The following is a 24645-nucleotide window of genomic DNA, read 5'->3' as shown; positions in this document are numbered from 1 at the left end:
GTTGATTTTGAGGTTACTTTTCCAAATGCGCTAATCCAAATTGATACAAAGCATTCTTCTTATAACCATACAACTCAGCAACAATAGCAGCTGCTTTTTTTAACGGTAATTCTTCTGCAATTAATTCAAGTGCCTTCACCGCTTGTGGAGAAATTTCCTCGTTATTGTCAGACTTTGGTTTGCCTTCCACAATCAAAACCATCTCGCCTTTTGTACGATTTGGATCTTCTAAAAGCCATTCTCGTAAATTTTTAATCGTATTACCCGTAATCGTTTCCCAAGTTTTAGTAATTTCACGGGCTAACACAATATATCGTTCTTCCCCCAGCACCAATTGCATATCTTCTAGCGTATCTAAAATACGGTGAGTGGATTCATAAAAAATCAAAGTGCGGTCTTCTTCTGCGATATTTTCTAATTTATCTTTGCGGGCTTTACTTTTTGCTGGTAAAAAACCCTCAAAACAAAATCTATCAGAAGCAATCCCCGATGCGCAAAGTGCGGTAATTGCCGCACATGCCCCGGGCAAAGGAACAACGCGGATGCCAGCCTCACGGCATTGGCGCACTAAATGAAAACCAGGATCACTAATTAATGGCGTCCCCGCATCAGAAATCAAAGCAATATTGCTACCTTGCTTGAGTTTTTCCACCAAAATATGAACTTTTTCTTGTTCATTGTGATCATGCAAAGCAAAAAAGGGCTTTTTGATACCATAATGGCTTAATAAAAGGCCACTATGACGGGTATCTTCTGCTGCAATTAAATCAACTTGAGCAAAAGTATCTAAGGCACGCTGGGTAATATCTTGTAAATTGCCAATGGGTGTGGCAATAATGTATAAAATTCCGGTTAAATCAGTCATTTTTGTTTGCTTTTAAGTTATGAGATAAGTAAGATCTGCTACAACTATTGTCTGTTTATGATGGAGCAAAGATGTCTATTCTATTACAAGGCGGACGTTTTAAAAAACGTTTAATGCCAATTTTATTGTCAATGGCTTTAGCTAGCTGTTCAAATCTACTTGGTAGCAATTTCACGCAAACTTTACAACAAGATGCAAATGCAAGTTCTGAATTTTATATGAATAAATTAGGACAAACACAAGAACTTGAAGATCAACAAACCTATAAATTGCTCGCAGCTCGTGTGTTAATCAGTGAAAATAAAGTTGAACAATCAGAAGCGTTATTAAGTGAATTAGGTGAATTAAATGATGCGCAAAAATTAGATCGCATATTAATTGAAGCGAGAATTTCTGCTGCAAAAAATGCCAATGAAGTCGCTCAAAATCAATTACGAGCATTGGATTTAAATAAATTAAGCCCGTCACAAAAATCTCGTTATTACGAAACCTTAGCTATTGTTGCTGAAAACCGTAAAGACATGATTGAAGCCGTAAAAGCGCGGGTAGAAATGGATAAGAATTTAACAGATGTACAACGTCGTCAAGATAACGTTGATAAAACTTGGGCATTGTTACGTTCAGCAAATACAGGTGTAATCAATAATGCTTCAGATGAAGGTAATGCGGCTTTAGGTGGCTGGTTAACGTTAATCAAAACCTACAACGATTATATTCGTCAACCAGTTCAATTAAGCCAAGCATTACAAAGTTGGAAAAATGCTTATCCAAATCATTCAGCCGCAACATTATTCCCAAAAGAATTGCTTACATTACTTAATTTCCAACAAACAAATGTGTCACAAATTGGTTTACTATTGCCATTAAGTGGTGACGGACAAATTCTTGGTACAACTATTCAATCTGGTTTTAACGATGCAAAAGGCGATTCTATGATTCCAGTACAAGTATTTGATACCTCAATGAATTCTGTCCAAGAGATTATTGCACAAGCAAAACAAGCGGGGATTAAAACGTTAGTGGGCCCATTACTAAAACAAAATCTTGATGTAATTTTAGCGGATCCTGCACAAATTCAAGGTATGGATGTGCTTGCGTTAAATGCGACACCAAATTCTCGTGCAATTGGTCAACTTTGCTATTATGGACTTTCACCAGAAGATGAAGTAGAGTCAGCAGCCAATAAAATTTGGAATGATGGAATTCGTAGTCCACTCGTCGCCATGCCGCAAAATGATTTAGGGCAACGCGTAGGTAATGCCTTTAATGTACGTTGGCAACAATTAGCGGGTACAGATGCGAATATTCGTTACTATAATTTACCAGCGGATGTCACTTATTTCCTACAAGAAAATGGTTCAAATTCAACCGCACTTTACGTAGTCGCCAATCCAGATGAATTGGTTGAAATGAAAGGCTATTTAACGAATAGCGCACCAAATTTACGTATTTATGCAAGCTCACGCTCAAGCTCCAATACAGCAAGCAGCAATCCTGAGTTTGTCGCTCAAATGAATGGTGTTCAATTTAGTGATATTCCATTTTTTAAAGAAACCAATTCACCACAATATCAAAAACTCGCCAAAACAACTGGCGGTGAATATCAATTAATGCGTTTATACGCAATGGGTGCGGATGCTTGGTTACTCATCAATCAATTTAATGAATTGCGCCAAGTACCAGGATATCGCTTAAGTGGTTTAACCGGTATTTTAAGTGCGGGTACAAATTGTAATGTTGAACGCGATATGACTTGGTATCAATATCAAAATGGTGCAGTTGTACCGGTCGCAAACTAATGTTTTCTTTAAAACGTCAACAAGGGGCGAGCTTTGAGCATCAAGCTCGCCTTTTTTTAGAATCAAAAGGCTTAAAATTTATTGCGGCTAATCAAAATTTCAAATGTGGTGAACTTGATCTTATTATGAATGACAAAGAAACCATCGTTTTTGTTGAAGTTCGCCAGCGTTCTAGTCATGCCTTTGGCTCAGCAATAGAAAGTGTAGATTGGCAAAAACAACAAAAATGGTTAGATGCTGCAAATTTATGGCTAATGAAACAAAACATGAGTTTAGAAGACGCCGATTGTCGTTTTGATTTAATCGCCTTTGGCAAAACGCCCCAAGATATTCAATGGATTCCTAATTTTCTCGATTAATGGCTTTTTATGATGTTACAAAAAGTAAAAGATATTTATAGCGAAAGTATTCAAATTCAAATTGCTGCGTCTAGCATGCTTTCGGAAAATATTTCTAACGCCACCCAAATGGTGATGCAATGTTTGCTAGGCGGCAATAAAGTGATCGCTTGCGGCGTCTCGCGTTCTTATGCTAATGCACAGTTTCTCGTATCTAACTTACTTAATCGATACGATTTAGCAAGACCGAGTTTTCCCTCTGTGCTCTTGAGTTTAGAAAGTGCGGTAGGTTCTTCTCTTGTTTTTGAACATTCGCCTGAAGAATTGTATTGTCACCAATTTAATGCCGTTGCCAAACCGGGCGACTTACTTATCGCTTTTGCACCTTTGGGAACAGAGAAAATCGTGCTAAATACTATTTCTCATGCAGTAAATAAAGAAGTTAATGTCATTGCACTCACTGGCTCTAATAACGATGCAATTCAAGGAATTTTAGCCGATAGTGATTTAGAAATATCAATTCCGGCAACCAAAGAAAGTCGGGTCTTAGAAAACCATCTTTTTGTTATCAATGCCCTTTGTGAATTAGTTGACCATACCTTGTTCCCAAGTGCTTGACAGCAAAATAAATCAATTTCAAACTAGCAGTAATTTAATCTCAAAAGGAGTTAATTATGACATTATCCCCGTTAAAAAAACTGGCTATCGTGCTTAGCACAACATTCTTTTTACAAGGCTGTATCGTTGCCGCTCTTGGTGGTGGCGCTGCAGCGGCTAAAGTCGGTACCGATCCTCGAACAGCAGGCACACAAGTTGATGACGAAACTCTCGAATTCAAAGTAGAAAATGCCGTTGAAAAAGATGCTCAAATCAAAACTGAAGGTCGTGTAAATGCAGTGTCTTACAATGGTCGAGTACTTTTAATCGGTCAAGTTCCCAATAGTGGTGTAAAAGAAACAGTCGCAGATCTTGCAAAAGGCGTTGAAGGTGTCAATGACATTTATAACGAGCTGACTGTTGGCCCAAAAATCTCTTTTGCACAAATCAGCAAAGACAGTTGGATTACTACGCAAGTCAAATCAAAAATGTTAGTCGATGGTCGAGTTAAAGCAACCGATGTTAAAGTTATTAGCGAAAATGGAGAAGTTTTCCTACTTGGTACACTAACCCACGCCCAAGCTGATGCGGCCGCAGATATTGCGAGCAAAATCAGTGGCGTGAAAAAAGTAATTAAAGTTTTCAAATATCTCAACTAATCTTCAAAGTGCGGTAAAAATTCAACGAATTTCAACCGCACTTTTCTCATTTTTACAAGTAAAAAATTTGATTTTTTTGCTCTTTCGAAAAAACCATTTATTTTTAAATAAGTTACCTATTGTCAATAATTCAAGCAAAAAATTTATTGCTTGATCTCAATCAAAAAACACATTACCTTGTGCGTGATTTTATTACAAACACTATATCTTGTGTTTAACATCGCCATAATAACAAGGGTCGTACAATGAATAAAAGCTTAATGGTAACCAAGCGTGATGGCACGCAGGAACAAATCAATCTTGATAAAATCCACCGTGTTATTACATGGGCAGCAGAAGGTCTAGACAATGTGTCTGTTTCCCAAGTTGAGCTTCGCTCACACATTCAATTTTACGAAGGCATTCGCACTTCAGACATTCACGAAACCATTATTAAAGCAGCCGCAGATTTAATCAGCAAAGATACGCCTGATTATCAATTTTTAGCTGCCCGCTTAGCGATTTTCCATTTACGTAAAAAAGCCTACGGTCATTTCGATCCTCCTCGTTTATACGATCACGTCAAAAAATTAGTACGCATGGGAAAATACGATCATGCGTTATTGGATGATTATACTCGTGAAGAGTGGGACACAATGGACGGATTCATCGATCATTGGCGTGATATGACGTTCTCTTATGCTGCCGTAAAACAATTAGAAGGTAAGTATTTAGTTCAAAACCGTGTGACAGGAGAAATCTACGAATCAGCACAATTCCTCTATTTATTGGTTGCCGCTAGTTTATTCTCTAAATATCCAAAAGAAACGCGTTTGGATTATGTAAAACGTTTCTACGATGCAACATCTACCTTCAAAATTTCCTTACCAACGCCAATTATGGCGGGTGTGCGCACACCTACTCGTCAGTTCAGCTCTTGCGTATTAATTGAATGTGATGACAGCTTAGATTCAATTAATGCAACGGCATCAGCTATTGTAAAATATGTTTCACAACGTGCGGGGATTGGTATCAATGCAGGTGCAATTCGTGCATTAGGCAGTGAGATTCGTGGCGGTGAAGCATTCCATACGGGGTGTATTCCATTCTATAAATATTTCCAAACTGCAGTGAAATCTTGCTCACAGGGTGGCGTTCGTGGCGGTGCTGCGACACTTTATTACCCAATTTGGCACTTAGAAGCAGAAAGCTTACTTGTGTTAAAAAATAACCGTGGAGTGGAAGACAACCGCGTGCGTCACATGGACTACGGCGTACAGCTCAATAAATTAATGTATCAACGCTTAATCAAAGGCGGCGACATTACCCTATTCAGCCCGTCCGACGTGCCGGGACTTTACGAAACGTTCTTTGCGGATCAAGACAAGTTTGAAGAACTTTACGTCCAATACGAACAGGATCTGTCCATTCGTAAACGTACCGTAAAAGCCGTTGAATTGTTCTCTTTATTAATGCAAGAACGTGCATCCACCGGTCGTATTTACATTCACAACGTGGATCACTGCAACACCCACTCACCATTCGATCCGAAAGTGGCGCCGGTGCGTCAATCCAACCTGTGTTTGGAAATCGCCTTACCCACCAAACCACTAAATAACATTAATGATGAAGAAGGTGAAATCGCCCTTTGTACCCTTTCCGCCTTTAACTTGGGCAAATTGGACAACTTAGACGAGCTCGACAATTTAGCGGATCTTGCCGTGCGTGCTTTAGATGCCTTATTGGATTACCAAGATTATCCGGTGATTGCGGCAAAACGCAGTTCCCTTGCCCGTCGTTCTTTGGGTATCGGCGTGATTAACTACGCGTACTACTTAGCGAAACACGGCGTGCGTTATTCTGACGGCAGTGCCAACGATTTAACTCACCGCACTTTCGAAGCCATTCAATATTACTTATTGAAAGCCTCCATGAACTTGGCGAAAGAACAAGGTGCGTGTGAATACTTCCACGAAACCACTTACGCACAAGGTATCTTGCCGATTGATACATACAAAAAAGATATCGACAGCCTAACTTCCGAACCGTTGCATTACGACTGGGAAAGCCTACGCCGTGACATTAAAGAATTCGGTTTGCGCAACTCTACCCTCACAGCCCTCATGCCGTCGGAAACCTCTTCTCAGATTTCCAACGCCACCAACGGTATCGAACCGCCACGCGGCCATGTGAGCGTCAAGGCTTCGAAAGACGGTATTTTGAAACAAGTAGTACCAGATTATGAAAACTTAGGTGAAAACTACGAATTACTTTGGGACATCCCGGGCAACGACGGCTACTTGCACTTGGTTGGCATCATGCAAAAATTCGTGGACCAAGCCATCTCCGCCAACACTAACTATGATCCAAAACGTTTTGAAGACGGCAAAGTACCGATGAAAGTGTTGTTAAAAGATCTGTTAACCGCTTACAAATACGGCTTAAAAACCCTCTACTACCAAAACACCCGTGACGGTGCCGAAGACAGCCAAGAAGATTTGGATGATGGCTGTGCCGGTGGGGCGTGTAAGATTTAGTTTTTATAGTTGAGGGATAAAATATATGTCATCAGCTATGGAACGCCTAAAAAACCGTAAAAAGAACAGAAAATACATTGAGGATATTTATCTTGATAAATCAAACACATATGTAATTCATTATTCTTGTCAGTCATTTTACGACAATACAAAGTCAGTAAGAGTAACATCAATTGGCGTAAGGAACTTAGAAAGTGCTCAAACTCATTACTGGTCAATTTGGCATGCCTCCGAAAAATTAAAGATTGAGCCAAATAATGAAGAAAATTTAGATGTGTTAGAAAAATCAGTTTTAGATTCATACTTTGATTTTATAAAAAATCTACAGGCTAAATTTCTTCACTGGAATATGAGAAATGCTAACTACGGATTTCAAGCTCTTGAACATCGTTATCAAGTACTAGGAGAAACTCCCATTAAAATTCCAGATAGCTGTAAGTTTGATATGCCTCGTATCTTAAGTGCTCTATATGGAGGAAATTATATAGAGCATTCTTATGAATTTGAAAATAAAACTTATTCTGGAAGAATGATGGTATTAGCTGCATTGAACAATATTGCTATTAAAGATGCTATGAATGGGAAAGAAAAAGCTGAAGCCTTTGAACAAGGAAATTATCAGGCTCTACATTTATCTACTTCCCGAAAATTAGATATGATAGCTAATTTTTTCGATCTAACTCATGCTAATAAATTGAAACACAATGGAAAATTTACGGAAATCTATGGATTACATCTAACAACCATACCTGAAATTATTAAAGGACACCCAGCTTATAGTGCTTTAGTTGTAGTAGGAACTATAGTTGGCATGTTTTGGAAATTTAGGTAGAAGGAAGGACTATAAACTATGGCATACTCCGATAACGCAAGCGTCCACGCTTGTGCTAAGTAAATAAACTAAAGGCACAAGCGAAGACGCTTGCGCCAGCATGAAAAAACATTTTAAAAACTGACCGCACTTTACTCATAAGATTAAAGGACAAAAAAATGGCATACACCACTTTCTCACAAAACAAAAACGACCAGTTAAAAGAACCGATGTTCTTTGGTCAAAACGTTAACGTTGCCCGTTACGATCAACAAAAATATGAGACTTTTGAAAAGCTCATTGAAAAACAACTTTCCTTCTTCTGGCGTCCAGAAGAAGTGGATGTGTCGCAGGACCGTATCGACTACGCGGCGTTGCCTGAACATGAAAAACATATTTTCATCAGTAACTTAAAATATCAAACCTTGTTGGATTCTATTCAGGGTCGTAGCCCGAACGTGGCGTTGTTGCCGTTGGTGTCGATTCCTGAATTAGAAACCTGGATCGAAACGTGGACGTTCTCTGAAACCATCCACTCTCGTTCTTACACACACATTATTCGTAATATTGTGAACGATCCATCTGTCGTGTTTGATGACATCGTAACTAACGAAGAAATCATCAAACGTGCACGTGATATCTCTTCTTATTACGACGATTTAATCCGTGACAGCCAACTTTACAGCCTATACGGCGAAGGCACTTACACTGTAGATGGTAAAGAATGTGTGGTGACATTACGTAATCTGAAAAAACAACTTTATCTTTGTTTGATGAGTGTGAACGCACTTGAAGCGATTCGTTTTTACGTATCTTTCGCTTGTTCCTTTGCCTTTGCTGAGCGTCAATTAATGGAAGGTAATGCGAAAATCATTAAATTTATCGCACGTGATGAAGCCTTACACTTAACTGGTACGCAGCATATTTTAAACATTATGGCTGCAGGTCAAGACGATCCTGAAATGGCAGAAATTGCAGAAGAATGTAAACAAGAAGCCTATGATTTATTCTTAGCGGCCGCAGAACAAGAAAAAGACTGGGCGGATTACTTGTTCAAAGACGGTTCTATGATTGGTTTGAACAAAGACATTTTGGTGCAATACGTGGAATATATCACCAATATCCGTATGCAAGCCGTTGGTCTTCCATTACCATTTGGTGCACGTTCTAATCCAATTCCATGGATTAACGCATGGCTTGTTTCTGATAATGTACAAGTAGCACCACAAGAAGTCGAAGTGAGTTCTTACCTTGTTGGTCAAATTGACTCAAAAGTTGATACGAATGATTTTGGGGATTTCGATCTATAATTAAAAACACATAAGAAAATAACCGCACTTTGGAATATTCTTTTTAAATATTTAAAGTACGGTTAATTTTTTGTTCATTTTAAAAGGCTTTCTAACAAAGAAAGCCTTTTATTTATTAGATTTCTAATAACAATCTTGTTGGGTCTTCCAATAATTCTTTAATCGTTACCAAGAAACCAACAGATTCACGGCCGTCAATTAAACGATGATCGTAAGATAAGGCAAGATACATCATTGGACGAATCACCACTTGACCATTAAGCGCAATCGGGCGTTCTTTAATTGCATGCATTCCTAAAATCGCACTTTGTGGTGGATTAATAATTGGGGTGGACATAAGAGAACCAAACACACCGCCATTTGTAATAGTAAAATTGCCACCAGTAAGATCTTCTACTGTTAATTTGCCATCACGACCTTTTTCAGCTAATGCTTTAATTTGTTTTTCGCTCTCTGCCATACTGAGCTTATCGCAATCGCGAAGCACCGGTGTGACTAATCCACGAGGAGTCGAAACCGCAATACTAATATCAAAATAGTTATGGTAAACAACATCATCCCCATCGATAGAAGCATTCACTTCAGGATAACGTTTTAATGCTTCCACAACCGCTTTGATATAAAAAGACATAAATCCTAAACGGACACCATGCTGTTTTTCAAATTTTTCACCGTAGGTTTTACGCAAAGTCATTATTGGCTGCATATCCACTTCATTGAAAGTAGTAAGCATTGCTGTACTATTTTTTGCTTCAAGTAAACGTTCAGCAATACGTTTACGCAAACGGGTCATTGACACACGTTTTTCAGAACGTGCACTATAAGCTACCGTACTAATTGTATTTTGCTCAGTGGCCGCTTCTTGTTTCGCTTGCAACGCTTGTCGTTTTGCGATTTCACGTTCAATATCTTCACGTGTTAAACGACCACCCACGCCAGAACCTTGAATTTGATCTGCTTGTAAATCATGTTCTGCTAATAAACGTCGGATCGCAGGACCCTGATCCACATTGTGATTATGGCTATTTTCAATCGCAGCATGTTGACGATCTGATGGTGTGGGTTCATTCGTTGCTTTTAATGTCGCTGAACTCACATCCCCTTCTTGAGCCGTAGAAATTTTTCCTAGCAACTGTTTACTCACCACAGTTTCGCCCTCAGCTTGAATAACTTCTGCCAGCACGCCATCAGAAAGTGCAGGGACTTCTAGCACGACTTTATCCGTTTCAATTTCTACAATAACTTCATCACGTTTAACGGTATCACCTACTTTTTTATGCCAAGTAGCAACGGTTGCATCCGCAACTGATTCAGGTAGGTCTGGAACAAGAATTTCAATGGTCATTTTATTTTTCCTTATCTCTTAAAGTGCAACTTATTGCACTGAATTACTCTTTTATTTTTTATCCACGATGCAACAAGTACACCTGTAAATTTATAAAAATATCTTAATTTCTAACCGCACTTTATAGGGTTAACGCATCTTCCACTAACTGTTTTTGCTGTTTAGTGTGAAGCGACATATAACCCACAGCAGGTGAAGCCGAAGCTGGACGCCCTGCATATTTGAGTTTAACGGATTCTGGAATTGCTGATTCAAAATTATGTTTGCTGCAATACCAAGCCCCTTGGTTAAGTGGTTCTTCTTGACACCATACATAATCCGTGACATGCCCATAAGGCGCAAGCGCTTTCTTCACATCCTCATGTGGGAATGGATAAAGCTGCTCAATACGAATAATCGCCACATCTTTCTGATTATTGGCGCGACGTTGTTCAAGTAAATCGTAATAGACTTTACCTGAACACATTACCACACGTTTTACATCTTTAGGATCAAGCTGGTCAATTTCTCCAATTACAGTTTGGAAAGCTCCATTAATCAACTCATCTAAACTGGATACAGCCAATGGATGGCGTAGCAAAGATTTTGGAGAAATCGCAATCAATGGACGGCGCATTTTACGTAAAGATTGACGGCGCAACATGTGATACACCTGTGCTGGAGTTGACGGCACGCAGACTTGCATATTTTGTTCAGCACAAAGTTGCAAATAACGTTCAAGACGAGCAGAAGAATGTTCTGGACCTTGTCCCTCATAGCCATGAGGCAATAACATAACTAAACCACACATTCTGCCCCATTTTTGTTCACCAGAGCTAATAAATTGGTCGATAACAATTTGTGCACCATTAGCAAAATCGCCAAATTGCGCTTCCCAAATGGTTAAAGTTTTTGGATCCGTTGTTGCATAGCCATATTCAAAAGCAAGAACAGATTCTTCAGATAGTACCGAATCCCATACTTCAAAACGACCTTGGTTAGCATGCAAATGTGTTAATGGTACATACCCCGTACCATCATTTTGATTATGCACAACGGCATGACGATGGAAAAAGGTTCCACGCCCCGCATCTTCACCTGATAAACGAACATTAACACCTTCATCAAGCAAGGTTGCATAAGCCATGGTTTCAGCCATACCCCAGTCGAGCAATTTCTCGCCTTGATACATTGCTTTACGATCATTATAGATTTTTTCTACACGAGGATGCGCACGTAAACTTTCTGGATATTCACATACACGTTTAGCAAGTGTTAAAAAACGTTCCTGTAAAAATTTGCTTTCATACGGCGCAGTCCAATCATAGTTGAGATATTGCAACCAATCCATTTTTGCCGTATCCATTTCTCGCCATTCTGATACGACTCGATCACCATTATCTAGCGCATCGCGATAATCATTCGCCATCTCGGTAACTTGTTCTTCAGTCATCACGCCTTCTGAAACTAAGCGATCTGCATAAACTTTACGAGGTGTAGGATGTTTTTTGATGATGCTATACATCATTGGCTGAGTAGCTAATGGCTCATCAGCTTCGTTATGACCATGACGTCGATAAGAAATCAAATCAATAAAAATATCTCGTTTGAATAAATTACGATATTCCACCGCCATACGCGCAGCAAAAGCAACCGCTTCAGGATCATCACCATTAACGTGAATAATCGGCGCTTGAATCATTTTCGCGATATCGGTGCAATACTCTGTGGAACGCGTGTCATTCGGGTTAGATGTCGTAAAGCCAATTTGGTTATTAATCACAATACGAATAGTACCGCCCACACTGTAACCACGAGCATTTGACATATTCAATGTTTCTTGAACAACGCCCTGCCCTGCTACAGCGGAATCACCATGTACTGTAATCGCTAAAACTTGGCTACGCGTTGTATCATTAATACGAGTCTGTCTTGAACGCACAGAGCCCACCACTACTGGGCTTACAATTTCCAAATGAGATGGATTAAATGCCAAAGTTAAGTGAACTCGCTTATCATCCACTGCGAAATCAGAGGAAAAACCTTGATGATATTTCACATCCCCTGTACGTTCACTCGAATGTTTACCCGCAAATTCATCAAATAAATCCTCAGGCTTTTTACCTAATACATTCACGAGCATATTCAGACGCCCACGGTGTGCCATTCCCATTACCACATCATTTACTCCTTGGCGACTAGCATGACGGATAATTTCTTTCATCAATGGAATAAACGCATCACTTCCTTCTAAAGAAAAGCGTTTCGCCCCTGGGAATTTTGCCCCTAGATAGCGCTCTAAACCATCTGCTGCGGTAAGTTCACGAAGAAAATTAACACGTTCTTCAGATGTAAAAAGCGGTTTATCTAACACACTTTCCATTTTGCTCTGAAGCCAAGTTTTCTGTGCCATATCTTGCACATGCATAAACTCCAAACCAATTGAGCCACAATATGTCTCTTTCAACATTTGAGCTAACTCACCAAGCTTAATGGTATCGCGTTTATAAACGTAATGATTAATATTGAAGGTTTCGTTGAGATCTTGTTCAGTAAAACCGTGATGACGATAATCCAATTCAGGGACGGAAGAGACTTTCCAACGATAATAATTGAGGGGATCTAAATTAGCCTCTAAATGGCCTCGAAAACGATAGGCATTGATAAATTGTAGGACTTTCACCAATTTTGCGCCAGCAGCAGGATCTATCACTGTCACCGCTTCATTATGATTTTCTCGTGCTAAGCGACGAAAATAATCTCGCACTGGTGTATGGGGCTGTTCAAGTGCGGTCATTTTGGGTAAAGAATCAAAAGTGGCTCGCCAGCTTTCCTCCACCGACTGCGGATCACTCAAATAGCTTTCATAAAGTTCTTCTATATAAGATTGATTTGCACCGCCTAATGCTGTGCTAGCTAACCAATCATCAAATGCCTTGTTTTGCTGCATAATTACCTCTTTATTATGATTATTTGGAACGATATTTTTCGCTCCATTTTTTATCCATTATACATAGGATTGAAAAGGAAATAAGCTTCTTATCAGAAATTGTTACAGATTTGTGATCTGACTCAAACTCTTTCCTTTTTCAGATAAAAAGAGCCAATAAAAAATCAGCTCTTTTAGAAAATAAGAATAAAATTCACCGCACTTTTAACTTTAACGATTTAAAAATGGGTTTGTCTGTTTTTCTCGGTCAATGGTTGTATAAGGCCCATGCCCAGCAATAATAATAAGATCGTCATTCAACGGTAATAGTTTTGTTTTAATTGAAGAAATCAATGTTTCATAATTACCACGAGGGAAATCAGTACGACCAATCCCGCCTTGAAATAATACATCGCCTGTAAATGCCACTTTTTTCTCATGTTCAATAAAACCAATATGCCCTGGTGTATGCCCTGGTAAATGTAAAATCTCGAAATTAAAGCCATCTAATTTTAAGATTTCACCTTCTTGATTAAACCAACGATCAGGTAAAAAAGCTTCAATATTTGGCAAACCAAAGCGTTGGGCTTGTTCTGGCAAACTCTCAAATAAAAATTTATCTTCTTCATGAGAGCCCCAAATTTCAACGTTAAAATGTTGTTTTAATTGCATCGCTGCGCCAACATGATCTAAATGACCATGGGTAAGCAAAATCACTTTAAGATTTAAATCCAGTTCTTCAATACGTTGAATTAGGCGTTCGGCTTCGCCACCTGGATCAATGATTGCTGCATTTTTGTCGTCATCCCAAATCAAAGAACAGTTTTGTTGAAATGCGGTGACTGGGATAATTTCGATATTCATGTTTGCTCCTTATAATCGATAAAATTGTTGAGTATTCAAAAGCATTTGCTCTTGAACATAATGTAATGGCAAAGATTTTAATTCAGCTACTTTCTTCGCTACTGCGAATAATTGCTCAGAAATTACCACACTTTCAAATCCTTCGTGTGGCCATGGACTATCCGTTTCAATCATCAAACGGTTCAACGACAAATGTTGAGCAACATATTGCGTTTTAGGATTCCATAAAATATCAGGCGTGAGGCTAGCAAAATATGGTGTAGATAAAAATTTCTGAAAAGATTTTTCATCTGTCTTAAACCAATGAAAATGGGCTCGTTGGATATTATGTTTCTGCAATAATTCAAGCGCAATATCCACATCATTATGCACAATATGTAAATTTAACGGCAAATCCCATTTTTTCGCTATCAGAATAAATCGTTCTAGTAATACAATATAAGGTGCGTAATCCAAATTTGAATTTTCACGTTTAGAATAATGTGGCAAGCCCACTTCGCCAATCGCAGAAATTAAGGAATGATGTTCATCAATCCATTGAAATAATTCTTCTTGCTCTTCTAAATTCAGCAAGGCCTGTTCGGGGTGAAAACCAGCTGCAATATAAAGTTTCTCGGAATAAGCCTGCTTTAAATTCAATAGCCTTTTAGCACTTTTTAGATTCGTACTTACTGCAAGCATACCTGTAATCTTTGAATCACCAAGTGTTTTCTGAATATTCTCATCAGAGAGTTGATCTAAATGAAGATGACAATCAAATAGCATAGTATTTTCCAATGAAAAACCGCACAAAAGTGCGGTCAATTTTAAATTTATTTTATACCCCTTTCCAGGTTCTAACAGGGCCTGTATCCACATGAATAAAATTACTTGTTGGATAATAACCTACACCACCATTTCGAAGACTTTCTGCGAAAGATTTCACTTTAATCAAAGGTACACCCGCAATACGAAAATCAATGGCTTTTCCTTTAATATGATAACTATTACTTGCTACTCCGCTACTTTGACGATGGCGCATTGCATTAGTTGCTGCAGAACGATAACCACAAATAACTTCAATTTCAGCATTGCGTAGTCCCAAATTACTTTGAATGTTATAAAACTTGTGGAATAAATTTGGATCCATTCTATGAACTTGGTTTGTTCGTTTATCGCGCATAAAATGGTCTAATTTTTTTAATGTGGTACTTGCGAAACCTTTTTGAGCAGAAAACTCACCGCTTAATCGCTCTCCCGTATTAATGTTACGGAACGTCAAAATACGAGGCTTAGGTATTGAAACCACTGCTAATACAGAATTTGGTAAAACTGATGCACCTAAAACAATTCCACCGAGCGACAGCCATTTACGTTTCTGTTTATCAACCTTGTTCATCATCTCTCCTTTCTATTTTTTGATGGATTATTAGAGATATTTTTTGACGACATTCCAATTAATGTCACTGAAATTCATCAATCCATCGTATTTGTAAATATCTGGCAATACTTGAATTTTTCCATCATCAACCCAGGATGTTACATAGTATATAAACACTGGGTTTTCTGAACGAATTAGGGCAGAAACAGTTTTTTTACTCTCTAAAACATTCTTTTTACGTTCATCAGACCACCCCGCTTCTTTTAATAAAATACTAGCAAGTTGATCGGATTTTTCCACACGCACGCAACCAGAACTTAATGCACGATCTTTACGACTAAATAATCCATGATTTGGCGTATCATGCAAATAAATCGCATCTGAGCTTGGCATATTAAATTTATAATTACCCAATGCGCTATCACCCGCGGCTTGTCGAACTCGATAAGGGAATTTATTACCAATAGATGCCCAATCAATAGAAGCAGGATCAACGACATTTCCCTGACTATCTAAAATTGAATAATTATGCTCTGCAATATAATTTGGATCCGCTTTCATTTTTGGCAATAAATCTTCATTAATCAAACGAGTCGGCGCATTCCAAGGTGGATTAACAACAACATTACTCAATTTGCTATACATCACTGGCGTACGTCGTTGAGCCTTACCAACAATAACACGAGACTCCAACGTTAAATTACCATCACGATAATACTGCAATTTATAACTTGGAATATTTACAAAGATGCCATTATGAAAATCAGGAATTACTCGCAAACGCTGTGCATTAATTGCAAGTTTCTGTCCAACCTCTGATAAGCCTGATGCAGATACCATTGATGATAACGCTTTAACAGTTTGATGATATAAGTGATTATCACCCGATAAACTTTGTACAAAACCTAAAAGTTGACCATTTTCTACCGCACTTAACCAACGTTGAATATGTTCATCTGCAGGTTGTTGGACTTGATAAGCACTAGGCGAATACAGCCAGCGTTGAGCTTGAACTCCAACATTTTGAGTATAATACAAATAATCTAGCAATATATCGCTCAATAAAACATCATAAGCTAATCCGCCTTCTTGCTCGATCAATTCAAAGGATTCTAAGGATTTTGCTGAACGTTTAGAAATACCGCTAGCCACCATAGCTGCATAATCCTGTAATAATTGGCGAGCCGCAGCACTATCTTTCCATAATGATGTATATTTACGTTCTGCATATAAACGAGCTAACAAAGGCTTAAACTGTAAAGCATGCTCACCTATTTCATGGGTTAGCGACATTTCTAAAATTGCTTGCTTTTCCTGTAATAAGCGAGCTTGATCTAATTTAATTTCTTCTTCAAGCTTTTGTTTTTCTTCTGGAGACAAATGCGAAACATCAATGCCATGAAGTTGCGCAGATTGCCCATTGTTTGCAAAATCTGCTAAAGCGCATCCTGATATCATCATTGATAATGACAACGCAAATACTGAGAGCTTTGCAGTGCTTTTAAACATAGCCATTCCTTAAACATTCCCTAAAACAACCGCACTTTATTTAGTTCTAAAATAAAGTGTGGTTAAAATAATTTTATTTTTTCTCTTCTACTGTTTCTGTTAGTTTCTGAGTTTCTTTGCCAATATCTTGCTCAGTTGAATTCAACATAACAAAATCTGCAGCCATTTTTTCTGCTTCTTTTAAGAAGAAATCTGGCGCTTCATAATCTTTAGGTAAATCATCAATATCATTTAATGCTTTTTTACCTTCTCGTTTAAAACGCTCATTAATATCTTTTAAACGTCTTGCATCATCCTTGTCATTTTCAGCTTTACGCGTTTGATAATTCAATGATAAGAATTTGCGATCACGGCGCTCATTACGAATTTTTAAATCTTCATTCAATGCAATAAATTCAGGATCTTTAGCAATACGCTCAAGATGTTTTTTATTTAATGCATCAACATCTTTGTGCGCATTGCCAACTTCTTTATAAGTTACGGATGGAATTTTATCCCACGGCAATGCATTATCTTCTTTATCTTCACCGTATTCTTTCGCATCGATAATTTCAGGGAAATTAATATCTGCTGCGACACCTTTTAATTGTGTTGAACCGCCATTAATTCGATAGAATTTTTGGATAGTATATTGCAATAAACCTAACGGCGTCTGATCCAAATCATACACAAAATTTAAAGGACGACTTTGCTGAACGGTACCTTTACCGTAAGTATTTTGTCCAATAACAATACCGCGATTGTAATCCTGCATTGCCGCTGCAAAAATCTCTGATGCCGAAGCGCTGTAACGGTTAATCATCACAAACAAAGGACCTTTATATTGTTGCTCGGCATCATCGTCTTCATGTACACGAATTCGTTGGTAAGCATCACGTACTTGTACAACGGGACCATTAGTAATAAACAAACCACTTAAAGCAACCGCTTCTGTTAATGCGCCCCCACCGTTCTCACGCAAATCAATAATTAACGCATCGGCTTTTTGTTTCTCTGCTTTAACCAATAATTTTTTAACATCATCAGTTAAACCAATATAGAAACTTGGCACTTTGATTACCGCAATATTTTTACCATCTGCTTTATCCATGGTTAATTTTGCGGCTTGATCTTCAATACGCACTTTATCACGTACTAAAGTAATAATGCGGGATTTTCCACCTTTAGACGGTTCGATTTCCAACCGCACTTTTGTGCCTTTTTTACCCTTGATTTTCTCAACGATATCTTCTAAACGCCAGCCAACGATATCTTCAATCTCGCCTGTTGCTTGGCCCACACCAATAATTTTATCTCCAGGATGTAATTTTTTACTTTTCTCCGCTGGTGCGCCAGGAACAAGTGACTTAATGCTGGTTTCATCATCTTCTGATTGTAACGTTGCGCCAATCCCCTCAAGAGAAAGATTCATGCTTTCATTAAAACTTTTCGCGGTTCTTGGTGCAAGATAGCTGGTATGAGGGTCAATTTCTCGAGCAAATGCATTTAAATAAGTTTGAAGGATATCATCTGCCTTCGTTTGAGTTAAACGGCGAATTGCCAAATTATAACGTTTGGTGAGTTTTGTTTTAATTTCTGACCATTTTTTATCTTTTAATTTAAGATTGATAATGTCATTTTTTACTCGTTCTTCCCAAAGTTTATTAGCTTCCTCTTCATTTTTCGGAAATACCGCTTTTTCACGATCAATTTCAATTTGATCCTGGCCATTCAAATTAGGCTCTTTATCTAATAAAGACAACGCATAAGTATAACGTTCATAACGACGCTTCATCATTACATCATAAATATCAAAAGCAGCAGAAAGATCACCTTGATTTAACTGGTCATCCAACTTAGCGCCATATTTTTGACGAAGTTCATCTACATCAGATTGCAAAAAGGTATTATGGCTAAAATCAATATTTTTGATATAACGATCAAAAATCTTCTCAGAAAAAGCATCATCCAATGAGATCTTTCGATAATGCGATTGGGTTAATCGAGTCGTTGCACGCTTAGTCGCCAACTGATTCGCTTCGCTTGCTGTTGGAATAGTAATATCGCTCAGTTTTAATTTAGGCTGCACAGCAAAAGCAGGCACAGAGCCGATTAACAATGCCGATAACAATGCGCTAGTAATCACATTTTTTGAAATATTAGATCTCATAACCTTTCCCGAGTAAAAAATAAATCATTATGCAAATAAACGATCTGCAGCTACACTCATAACCAAACCGTTTTCAAGTTGAACACGTGCTGAATCTTTTAGAACTTCCACCACAGTTGCTTTTTTCGCATGATCACCAGCTTTCACTTTCACCACAGAACCAACAGAAATTTGTGAAAAATCAACCGCACTTAATGACGGCTTATTGAAGTGTTTAGCATTTTTATTTGCAGGTTTACGTGGGCGTTGTTTTTGTTGAGCTTTTTTCGCTGCAGCTTCGGCTTTACGCTTTTCAGCAACACGCGCTTTAGCATCTGCAAGCTGTTGAGCTGCATGGGCTACATGTTCAGCTTCTAACACGCCAGCTGGATTACCTTGTAAATCTACGCGCACTGCGCCTTCGCGACAGCCATGTAAATAACGCCAATTTGATGTGTATTGACGAAGAGCCTGACGCAACTGAGTTTTGCTTACACGCTCATCATCTTGTAATACATCCGCTAAATCTTGGAACAGACCAATTTTTAATGGTTTTACTTCGCCTTCTAAAATAAAGCAAAGTGGGAATTTTTCAGCCAAATACGCAATAATATCTTTTGTATTGGTTAATTTTTGTGAATTTACTTGCACATCAGTGGTCTGAACGCCAGATTGAGAATCAGTCATGTTAGTTATCCTAGGGTAAATATAAACCGACTTAGTTTATCGCACTTTTTACAAAATTTACAATGAATCAAAACATTGTGAATAAATTTCGCACAAAAATAGTCAAGATCACTTCCCATATATACTTAAACAAGGCTAAAATGCGCCGTTTTTAACAATCGAATAAAAGATAATCTTTCGTGCAAGAATCAAACCTCACACAAAAATCATTTCAAATTATAAAATGCGAAGAATGTGATGCTAGTGTAACGACACCTTTAATATTAAACAAAGATGAACAAGCTGAATGTCCACGTTGCCATCACCATTTAGCGACAGGTGGGCGTTGGTCTGTTCATCGTTGCGCAATGGTTGCTTTATCGATCCTTATTTTGATGCCATTTGCCTTGGGGTATCCCCTATTAAGTCTTCATTTATTAGATGTAAAAATTGATGCTTCTATTTGGGAAGGTATTTGGAAAATGTCAGTGGCAGGCTATGAATACACTGCTTTTATGGTGTTTATCTGTGCCGTTGTCATGCCAATTACCTTTGCAATTTTAGTCATCATGCTCTGGATTGCAAAAATTTTGCATATTAAACCTCGCAGTGTTTTGCTTTTTTTAGGTTATATAAAACCTTGGGTTATGTTTGATGTATATTTAGTCGCGCTAGGTGTAACGATGTTCAAAGTACGTGAATATGCAACACTGGAAATTAATGTTTATTTAATTCCTTTCATTTTCACCGCACTTTTGACAACCTTACTTTTTATAAAATTAAACCTTAAAGCATTGTGGAAAGAGTTTTATCCAGAAAATGAACCAGCTTATGATGCAAAAAACATTGAATTATGTGATGCTTGTAACTATACATTTTCAAAAAATGGTATTCATCACGATAAAAAGAACAACCCACGATGTCCGCGCTGCTTATCGCCTGTTCATATTTCAGATAATATTAAGTTACAACGCACTTGGGCAAGTTTAATTGCTGGGATTGTTATGCTTTTCCCAGCAAATTTATTACCCATATCAGGCATTTATTTAACAGGTTCGCTCTCTGAAGATACATTAATATCTGGTGTCATTTCTTTTGTTAACATGGGCAGTTATTTTGTTGCTTTCGTGGTATTCTTTGCGAGTATTTTTGTCCCAATCAGTAAAGCAGCAATCTTACTTTACTTACTAAGTTGTGTTCATTTCAAATGGAGACATTCTATAAAATGGCAAATACGTTTATTACATATTGTGCATTTCGTTGGACGCTGGTCGATGCTCGATTTATTTGTATTAGCCTTAATGATGTCACTAGTAACACGCGGTGAAATTATTAATTTTACCGTTGGTCCCGGCGCATTTTACTTCGGAGCTGCCGTATTTTGCAGCATGATTTCAACCTCACAATTTGATAGTCGATTAATTTGGAAAATTTATGACAGAGAAAAATAGTTCTTCAATGAAAGATCAACATACAGAAATGACAGCGGCAGTTCGAAAAACTCGTCGTATTTCTCCATTTTGGTTACTTCCCTTTATTGCATTATGTATTGGGGCAATTTTATTCTTCCAAATTGTTAAGGAACGTGGCACAAGCATCACGATTACCTTTACCAATGGTTCTGGTATCGTTGCGGATAAAACACAAGTTCGCTACCAAGGTTTACAAATTGGTGTGGTGAAAAAAGTAAATTTCACAGATAACATGCAAAAAGTGGAAGTTATTGCCAATATCAATCCTGAAGCATCAAGTATTTTGCGTGAAAATACAAAATTCTGGCTTGTTCAACCAAATGTTTCACTTGCAGGAATTTCAGGTTTAGATTCTCTCGTATCAGGCAATTACATCACTCTTCAACCAGGTGATGGCGATCGCGAAGATGAATTTATTGCGGAAGAACAAGGCCCCATTGCCCAAGTTTCGCCTGGAGATTTATTGATTCACTTAATTTCTGATGACTTAGGCTCAATTTCCATCGGTGCATCCGTCTATTTTAAAAAACTACCTGTAGGAAAAATTTACGATTACCGCATTAATAAAGACAATAAAGTGCAAATAGATGTTGTGATTGATAAAGCCTATGCACAGTTTGTGAAAAAAGATTCACGTTTTTGGAACATTAGTGGCATTAACGCTAACATTAGCCCGTCAGGTTTAAATCTAAATGTAGAAAGTTTAAATGCAGTTGTACAAGGTGCTGTTTCTTTTGACTCTCCAGCTGACAGCCCAAAGGCAGATGAAAATAGTCATTTCACGCTCTATACCAATTTAAAAGCCGCAAAACGTGGGATTGAAGTCAACGTAAATATTCCAGCATCCGCTGGTCTCGTTGCAGGACAGACTGAAGTTTATTCTCAAGACAATCCTATCGGGATTCTTTCTAAAATAAGTGCGGTTGAAAATAACGATGAAATTTTAGAAGGCAGTTTATTGATAGCTCCAAACCAAGCCTCCTTATTTAAAGCGAATAGCAAAATCGTACTTCGTAATAAAAAAACGGATCTTGGTAATTTAGCAGATCCAAAAAAATTCTTTCGTGGCGAATATTTTGATGTCATTGCTGGAGATGGTGAAACTAAGCATCAATTTGATGTCATTAAAGAAAATGAGTTATTACTCAATGCACCTAATACATTAGTTTTAACACTCACTGCACCAGAAAATTATGGTGTAAGTGAAGGGCAAAATGTGTTTTATAACAACATGCCAATCGGACAAATTATTTCACAAAAAGTGGATGTAAATGGTGTGCAATTTAAGGCAGCAATTGCATCCGAATATCGTAATTTAATTCACGAAAACACACAATTTGTCGCAGCTACCAACTTTGATATCAGCGTTGGACTAGACGGATTGCGTTTTGAGTCCGCGATACCAGAAAAATGGTTACAAGGTGGCGTACGAGTATTAACGAAACAAGGTCAGGGAAAAGCTAAAGATAGCTATCCGCTTTATCAAAATATTAGTAATGCTGAACATGGCATCATTGGAAATATTCTTACACCAACGATAACCTTACACACCCAAACGTTACCAAGCATTGATAAAGGATCTCTCGTACTATATCGTCAATTTGAGGTGGGAAAAATTTTAAATATTAAACCTAAAACTAATAGCTTTGATGTGGAGGTTTATATTTATCCCGCCTATCAACATTTGTTGACCGATAAAAGCCGTTTTTGGGTAGAAAGTGCGGCGAAAATTGATATCACACCTAAAGGAATTAGCATTCAAGCGACGCCACTTGCGCGTTCATTAAAAGGTGCGATTAGCTTTGATAATAGTGGTTCAGGCAATAATCGAACACTTTACGCAAATGAAAGTTATGCAAAATCCATCGGGCTTGCAATCACCTTAACGGCAGATGATGCAACCAATCTGAGCAAAGGAATGAGTCTGCGCTATTTGGGTTTAGACGTGGGGCAAATTGACAGTATTCAGCTTGATACAAAATCTAAACGCATCACTGCAAAAGCGTTAATCAACCCTAATTATATGAATATGATTGCAAAAGAAGGTTCTAACTTTACAATTATCTCACCACAAATTTCAGCAGGTGAAATAGATAACCTTGATAGCCTATTACAGCCTTATATCGATATTGAAATTGGGAATGGTAAAGCAAAAACACAATTCAATTTAGCTCAAACAGCGCCACAACGTAATAAATTTAGTAATGGTACGCCATTTATTTTAGAAACACGTGATGCCATGAATTTAAGTGAAGGTTCACCAATTCTTTATCGAGGCGTAGAAGTGGGTACCGTGAAAAAATTTGAGCTTAACAGTCTTGGTGATCGCGTCTTAGTGCATATCGCAATCATGCCGAAATATAGTCATCTTGTTCGACAAAATACAGAGTTTTGGATTGCATCAGGCTATGACTTTAGCTTAGGCTGGAAAGGTGCGGCATTTAATACAGGAAGTGTTCAACAACTACTAAAAGGTGGCATTTCTTTCTCCACACCAGCAGAAAAAGAAATTCAACCACAGGCGCAGCCAAACAAACGTTTCTTACTTCAAATAAAACGCCCTGAAGAAGTGCAAACTTGGGGAAGCGGCGCGTTACCACAATAAATAAAAAATGGATTAAACGGTAAAAGGTTTAATCCATTTTTTTTATTATCGATTTAAATAGTCCAATAAATTTTCCCACTGTAATTGCATATCTTTTATACCCAACTCATACATTGCCTGCAATTTATTGGGATCTTTTTCAATGCGCTTAATCTTCAAATCAACAGAAGGTCGAATAACAAAAATATCGCCTTTTTCTGCTAGCTTAATCACATTTTCAACTTGTCGATTATACATGGCATAACGCTGATTTACGGCATCTGCAAAATGTGGATAACGTCGATAAAACCATTTGGCAATCCAAGCCATTGGCTTAGATTTTCTATAATCTAAAGTTCGGGTAAGAATAACAATGATTTTATCGTATCCTAGCTTCTGCATTTGTTCGACAGGAATAGAATCCGCAATGGCACCATCCAAATAAGGAATCCCGTCTATCTCAACAGGACGAGAAACATAAGGCATAGCAGAAGTAGCACGCAATACCTCCATTTGCGCCAAAGGATCTATTAATTTGACATATTCCGCTTGCGCAGTTTGTAAATTAGTCACAGCTACATAAAAATCTATATTTGATTCTTTAAAGGTTTTATTATCAAACACATCATATTTGAAAGGTACTTCGTAAAAAGCAAAATCTTTATTCACGATATTGCCTGTGCTCGCCAAACTTTTAAAACTGATATAACGCTTATCTGATATAAATTTCTTGTTGTAACGAATTGCCCGCCCTTTTTGCCGAGAAGGATAATTAACACCAAACAATGCACCTGCAGAAACAGAAATGATACCATCAACCCAAAAATCTTTATCTAAGAAGATATCTAGTACACCCGCGGTGTACATGCCTCGCATCGCCCCACCTTCTAATACCAAGCCAATTTTCATTGATT

The 24645-nt window shown here is 38.0% G+C and carries 19 protein-coding genes; 9 read left to right on the top strand and 10 right to left on the bottom strand.

What is annotated here, in order from left to right; all coding sequences use genetic code 11:
• Nucleotides 1-13 precede the first annotated feature (13 nt).
• Nucleotides 14-865, bottom strand: coding sequence for a 16S rRNA (cytidine(1402)-2'-O)-methyltransferase (rsmI, locus tag AC6H0A_RS01320; protein WP_179230739.1), 852 nt, complete (start codon nt 863-865; stop codon nt 14-16).
• A 71-nt stretch (nt 866-936) separates the two neighbouring features.
• On the opposite strand from rsmI, the gene AC6H0A_RS01315 reads away from it, so the two are divergent.
• The 7 genes from AC6H0A_RS01315 to nrdB all read left to right on the top strand — a co-directional run bounded on the left by AC6H0A_RS01315 (nt 937) and on the right by nrdB (nt 8895).
• The gene (locus AC6H0A_RS01315; protein ID WP_179230740.1) at nt 937-2664 is read left to right on the top strand and encodes a penicillin-binding protein activator; all 1728 of its coding nucleotides are present in this window, start codon (nt 937-939) and stop codon (nt 2662-2664) included.
• A complete protein-coding gene (locus AC6H0A_RS01310; protein WP_005640481.1) occupies nt 2664-3023 on the top strand; it encodes a YraN family protein in 360 nt (119 codons plus the stop codon). Before AC6H0A_RS01315 ends, AC6H0A_RS01310 begins: the two co-directional genes overlap by 1 nt.
• A 12-nt stretch (nt 3024-3035) precedes the next feature.
• Nucleotides 3036-3620, top strand: a complete 585-nt coding sequence (locus tag AC6H0A_RS01305; RefSeq protein WP_044232318.1) for a D-sedoheptulose-7-phosphate isomerase — start codon at nt 3036-3038, stop codon at nt 3618-3620.
• A 56-nt stretch (nt 3621-3676) separates the two neighbouring features.
• Nucleotides 3677-4258, top strand: coding sequence for a division/outer membrane stress-associated lipid-binding lipoprotein (dolP, locus tag AC6H0A_RS01300; RefSeq protein ID WP_005640477.1), 582 nt, complete (start codon nt 3677-3679; stop codon nt 4256-4258).
• Nucleotides 4259-4503: 245 nt separating this feature from the next.
• Nucleotides 4504-6774, top strand: coding sequence for a class 1a ribonucleoside-diphosphate reductase subunit alpha (gene nrdA / locus AC6H0A_RS01295; RefSeq protein WP_005640475.1), 2271 nt, complete (start codon nt 4504-4506; stop codon nt 6772-6774).
• A 25-nt stretch (nt 6775-6799) separates the two neighbouring features.
• Complete coding sequence (locus tag AC6H0A_RS01290; RefSeq protein ID WP_179230741.1) at nt 6800-7606, top strand: hypothetical protein; 807 nt, start codon at nt 6800-6802, stop codon at nt 7604-7606.
• Nucleotides 7607-7764: 158 nt separating this feature from the next.
• Nucleotides 7765-8895 (top strand): class Ia ribonucleoside-diphosphate reductase subunit beta, encoded by a 1131-nt coding sequence (gene nrdB, locus AC6H0A_RS01285; RefSeq protein WP_005640473.1) that lies wholly within the window; start codon nt 7765-7767, stop codon nt 8893-8895.
• 115 nt (nt 8896-9010) lie between these two features.
• Here nrdB and odhB read toward each other — a convergent pair whose 3' ends face one another.
• The 8 genes from odhB to proQ form a co-directional block, all read right to left on the bottom strand.
• Entirely contained in the window at nt 9011-10240 is a 1230-nt protein-coding gene (gene odhB / locus AC6H0A_RS01280) for a 2-oxoglutarate dehydrogenase complex dihydrolipoyllysine-residue succinyltransferase (RefSeq protein ID WP_179230742.1), read from the bottom strand.
• A gap of 121 nt (nt 10241-10361) precedes the next feature.
• A complete protein-coding gene (gene sucA, locus AC6H0A_RS01275; protein ID WP_179230743.1) occupies nt 10362-13169 on the bottom strand; it encodes a 2-oxoglutarate dehydrogenase E1 component in 2808 nt (935 codons plus the stop codon).
• 210 nt (nt 13170-13379) lie between these two features.
• Nucleotides 13380-14012, bottom strand: a complete 633-nt coding sequence (locus AC6H0A_RS01270) for an MBL fold metallo-hydrolase (protein ID WP_179230744.1) — start codon at nt 14010-14012, stop codon at nt 13380-13382.
• Nucleotides 14013-14021: 9 nt separating this feature from the next.
• Nucleotides 14022-14777: a TatD family hydrolase gene (locus AC6H0A_RS01265; protein WP_044232313.1), complete on the bottom strand. Its 756-nt coding sequence runs from the start codon at nt 14775-14777 to the stop codon at nt 14022-14024.
• A gap of 52 nt (nt 14778-14829) precedes the next feature.
• A complete protein-coding gene (gene mepK / locus AC6H0A_RS01260) occupies nt 14830-15390 on the bottom strand; it encodes a peptidoglycan L,D-endopeptidase MepK (RefSeq protein ID WP_005640462.1) in 561 nt (186 codons plus the stop codon).
• Between the two features lie 30 nt (nt 15391-15420).
• Nucleotides 15421-16881, bottom strand: coding sequence for a L,D-transpeptidase family protein (locus AC6H0A_RS01255; RefSeq protein WP_497512267.1), 1461 nt, complete (start codon nt 16879-16881; stop codon nt 15421-15423).
• 73 nt (nt 16882-16954) lie between these two features.
• Nucleotides 16955-19030, bottom strand: a complete 2076-nt coding sequence (gene prc, locus AC6H0A_RS01250) for a carboxy terminal-processing peptidase (RefSeq protein ID WP_005640458.1) — start codon at nt 19028-19030, stop codon at nt 16955-16957.
• 27 nt (nt 19031-19057) lie between these two features.
• A complete protein-coding gene (gene proQ, locus AC6H0A_RS01245) occupies nt 19058-19696 on the bottom strand; it encodes an RNA chaperone ProQ (RefSeq protein ID WP_005640454.1) in 639 nt (212 codons plus the stop codon).
• 179 nt (nt 19697-19875) lie between these two features.
• Between proQ and AC6H0A_RS01240 the strand changes: the two genes are divergently transcribed.
• Both AC6H0A_RS01240 and AC6H0A_RS01235 read left to right on the top strand, forming a co-directional pair.
• The gene (locus AC6H0A_RS01240) at nt 19876-21126 is read left to right on the top strand and encodes a PqiA/YebS family transporter subunit (protein ID WP_179230745.1); all 1251 of its coding nucleotides are present in this window, start codon (nt 19876-19878) and stop codon (nt 21124-21126) included.
• Nucleotides 21110-23752 carry a PqiB family protein gene (locus AC6H0A_RS01235; protein WP_497512264.1) on the top strand — a complete coding sequence of 881 codons (2643 nt, stop codon included), beginning with the start codon at nt 21110-21112 and terminating at the stop codon, nt 23750-23752. Before AC6H0A_RS01240 ends, AC6H0A_RS01235 begins: the two co-directional genes overlap by 17 nt.
• A 45-nt stretch (nt 23753-23797) precedes the next feature.
• Here the strand turns inward: AC6H0A_RS01235 and AC6H0A_RS01230 are convergent, their stop codons facing one another.
• On the bottom strand, nt 23798-24640 hold the full coding sequence (locus AC6H0A_RS01230) for a patatin-like phospholipase family protein (RefSeq protein ID WP_044232341.1): 843 nt from the start codon (nt 24638-24640) through the stop codon (nt 23798-23800).
• Nucleotides 24641-24645: the final 5 nt, after the last annotated feature.

The sequence above is a fragment of the Haemophilus sp. THUN1692 genome, from assembly GCF_059704395.1.
This window is presented reverse-complemented; position numbering and strand designations above follow the sequence as displayed.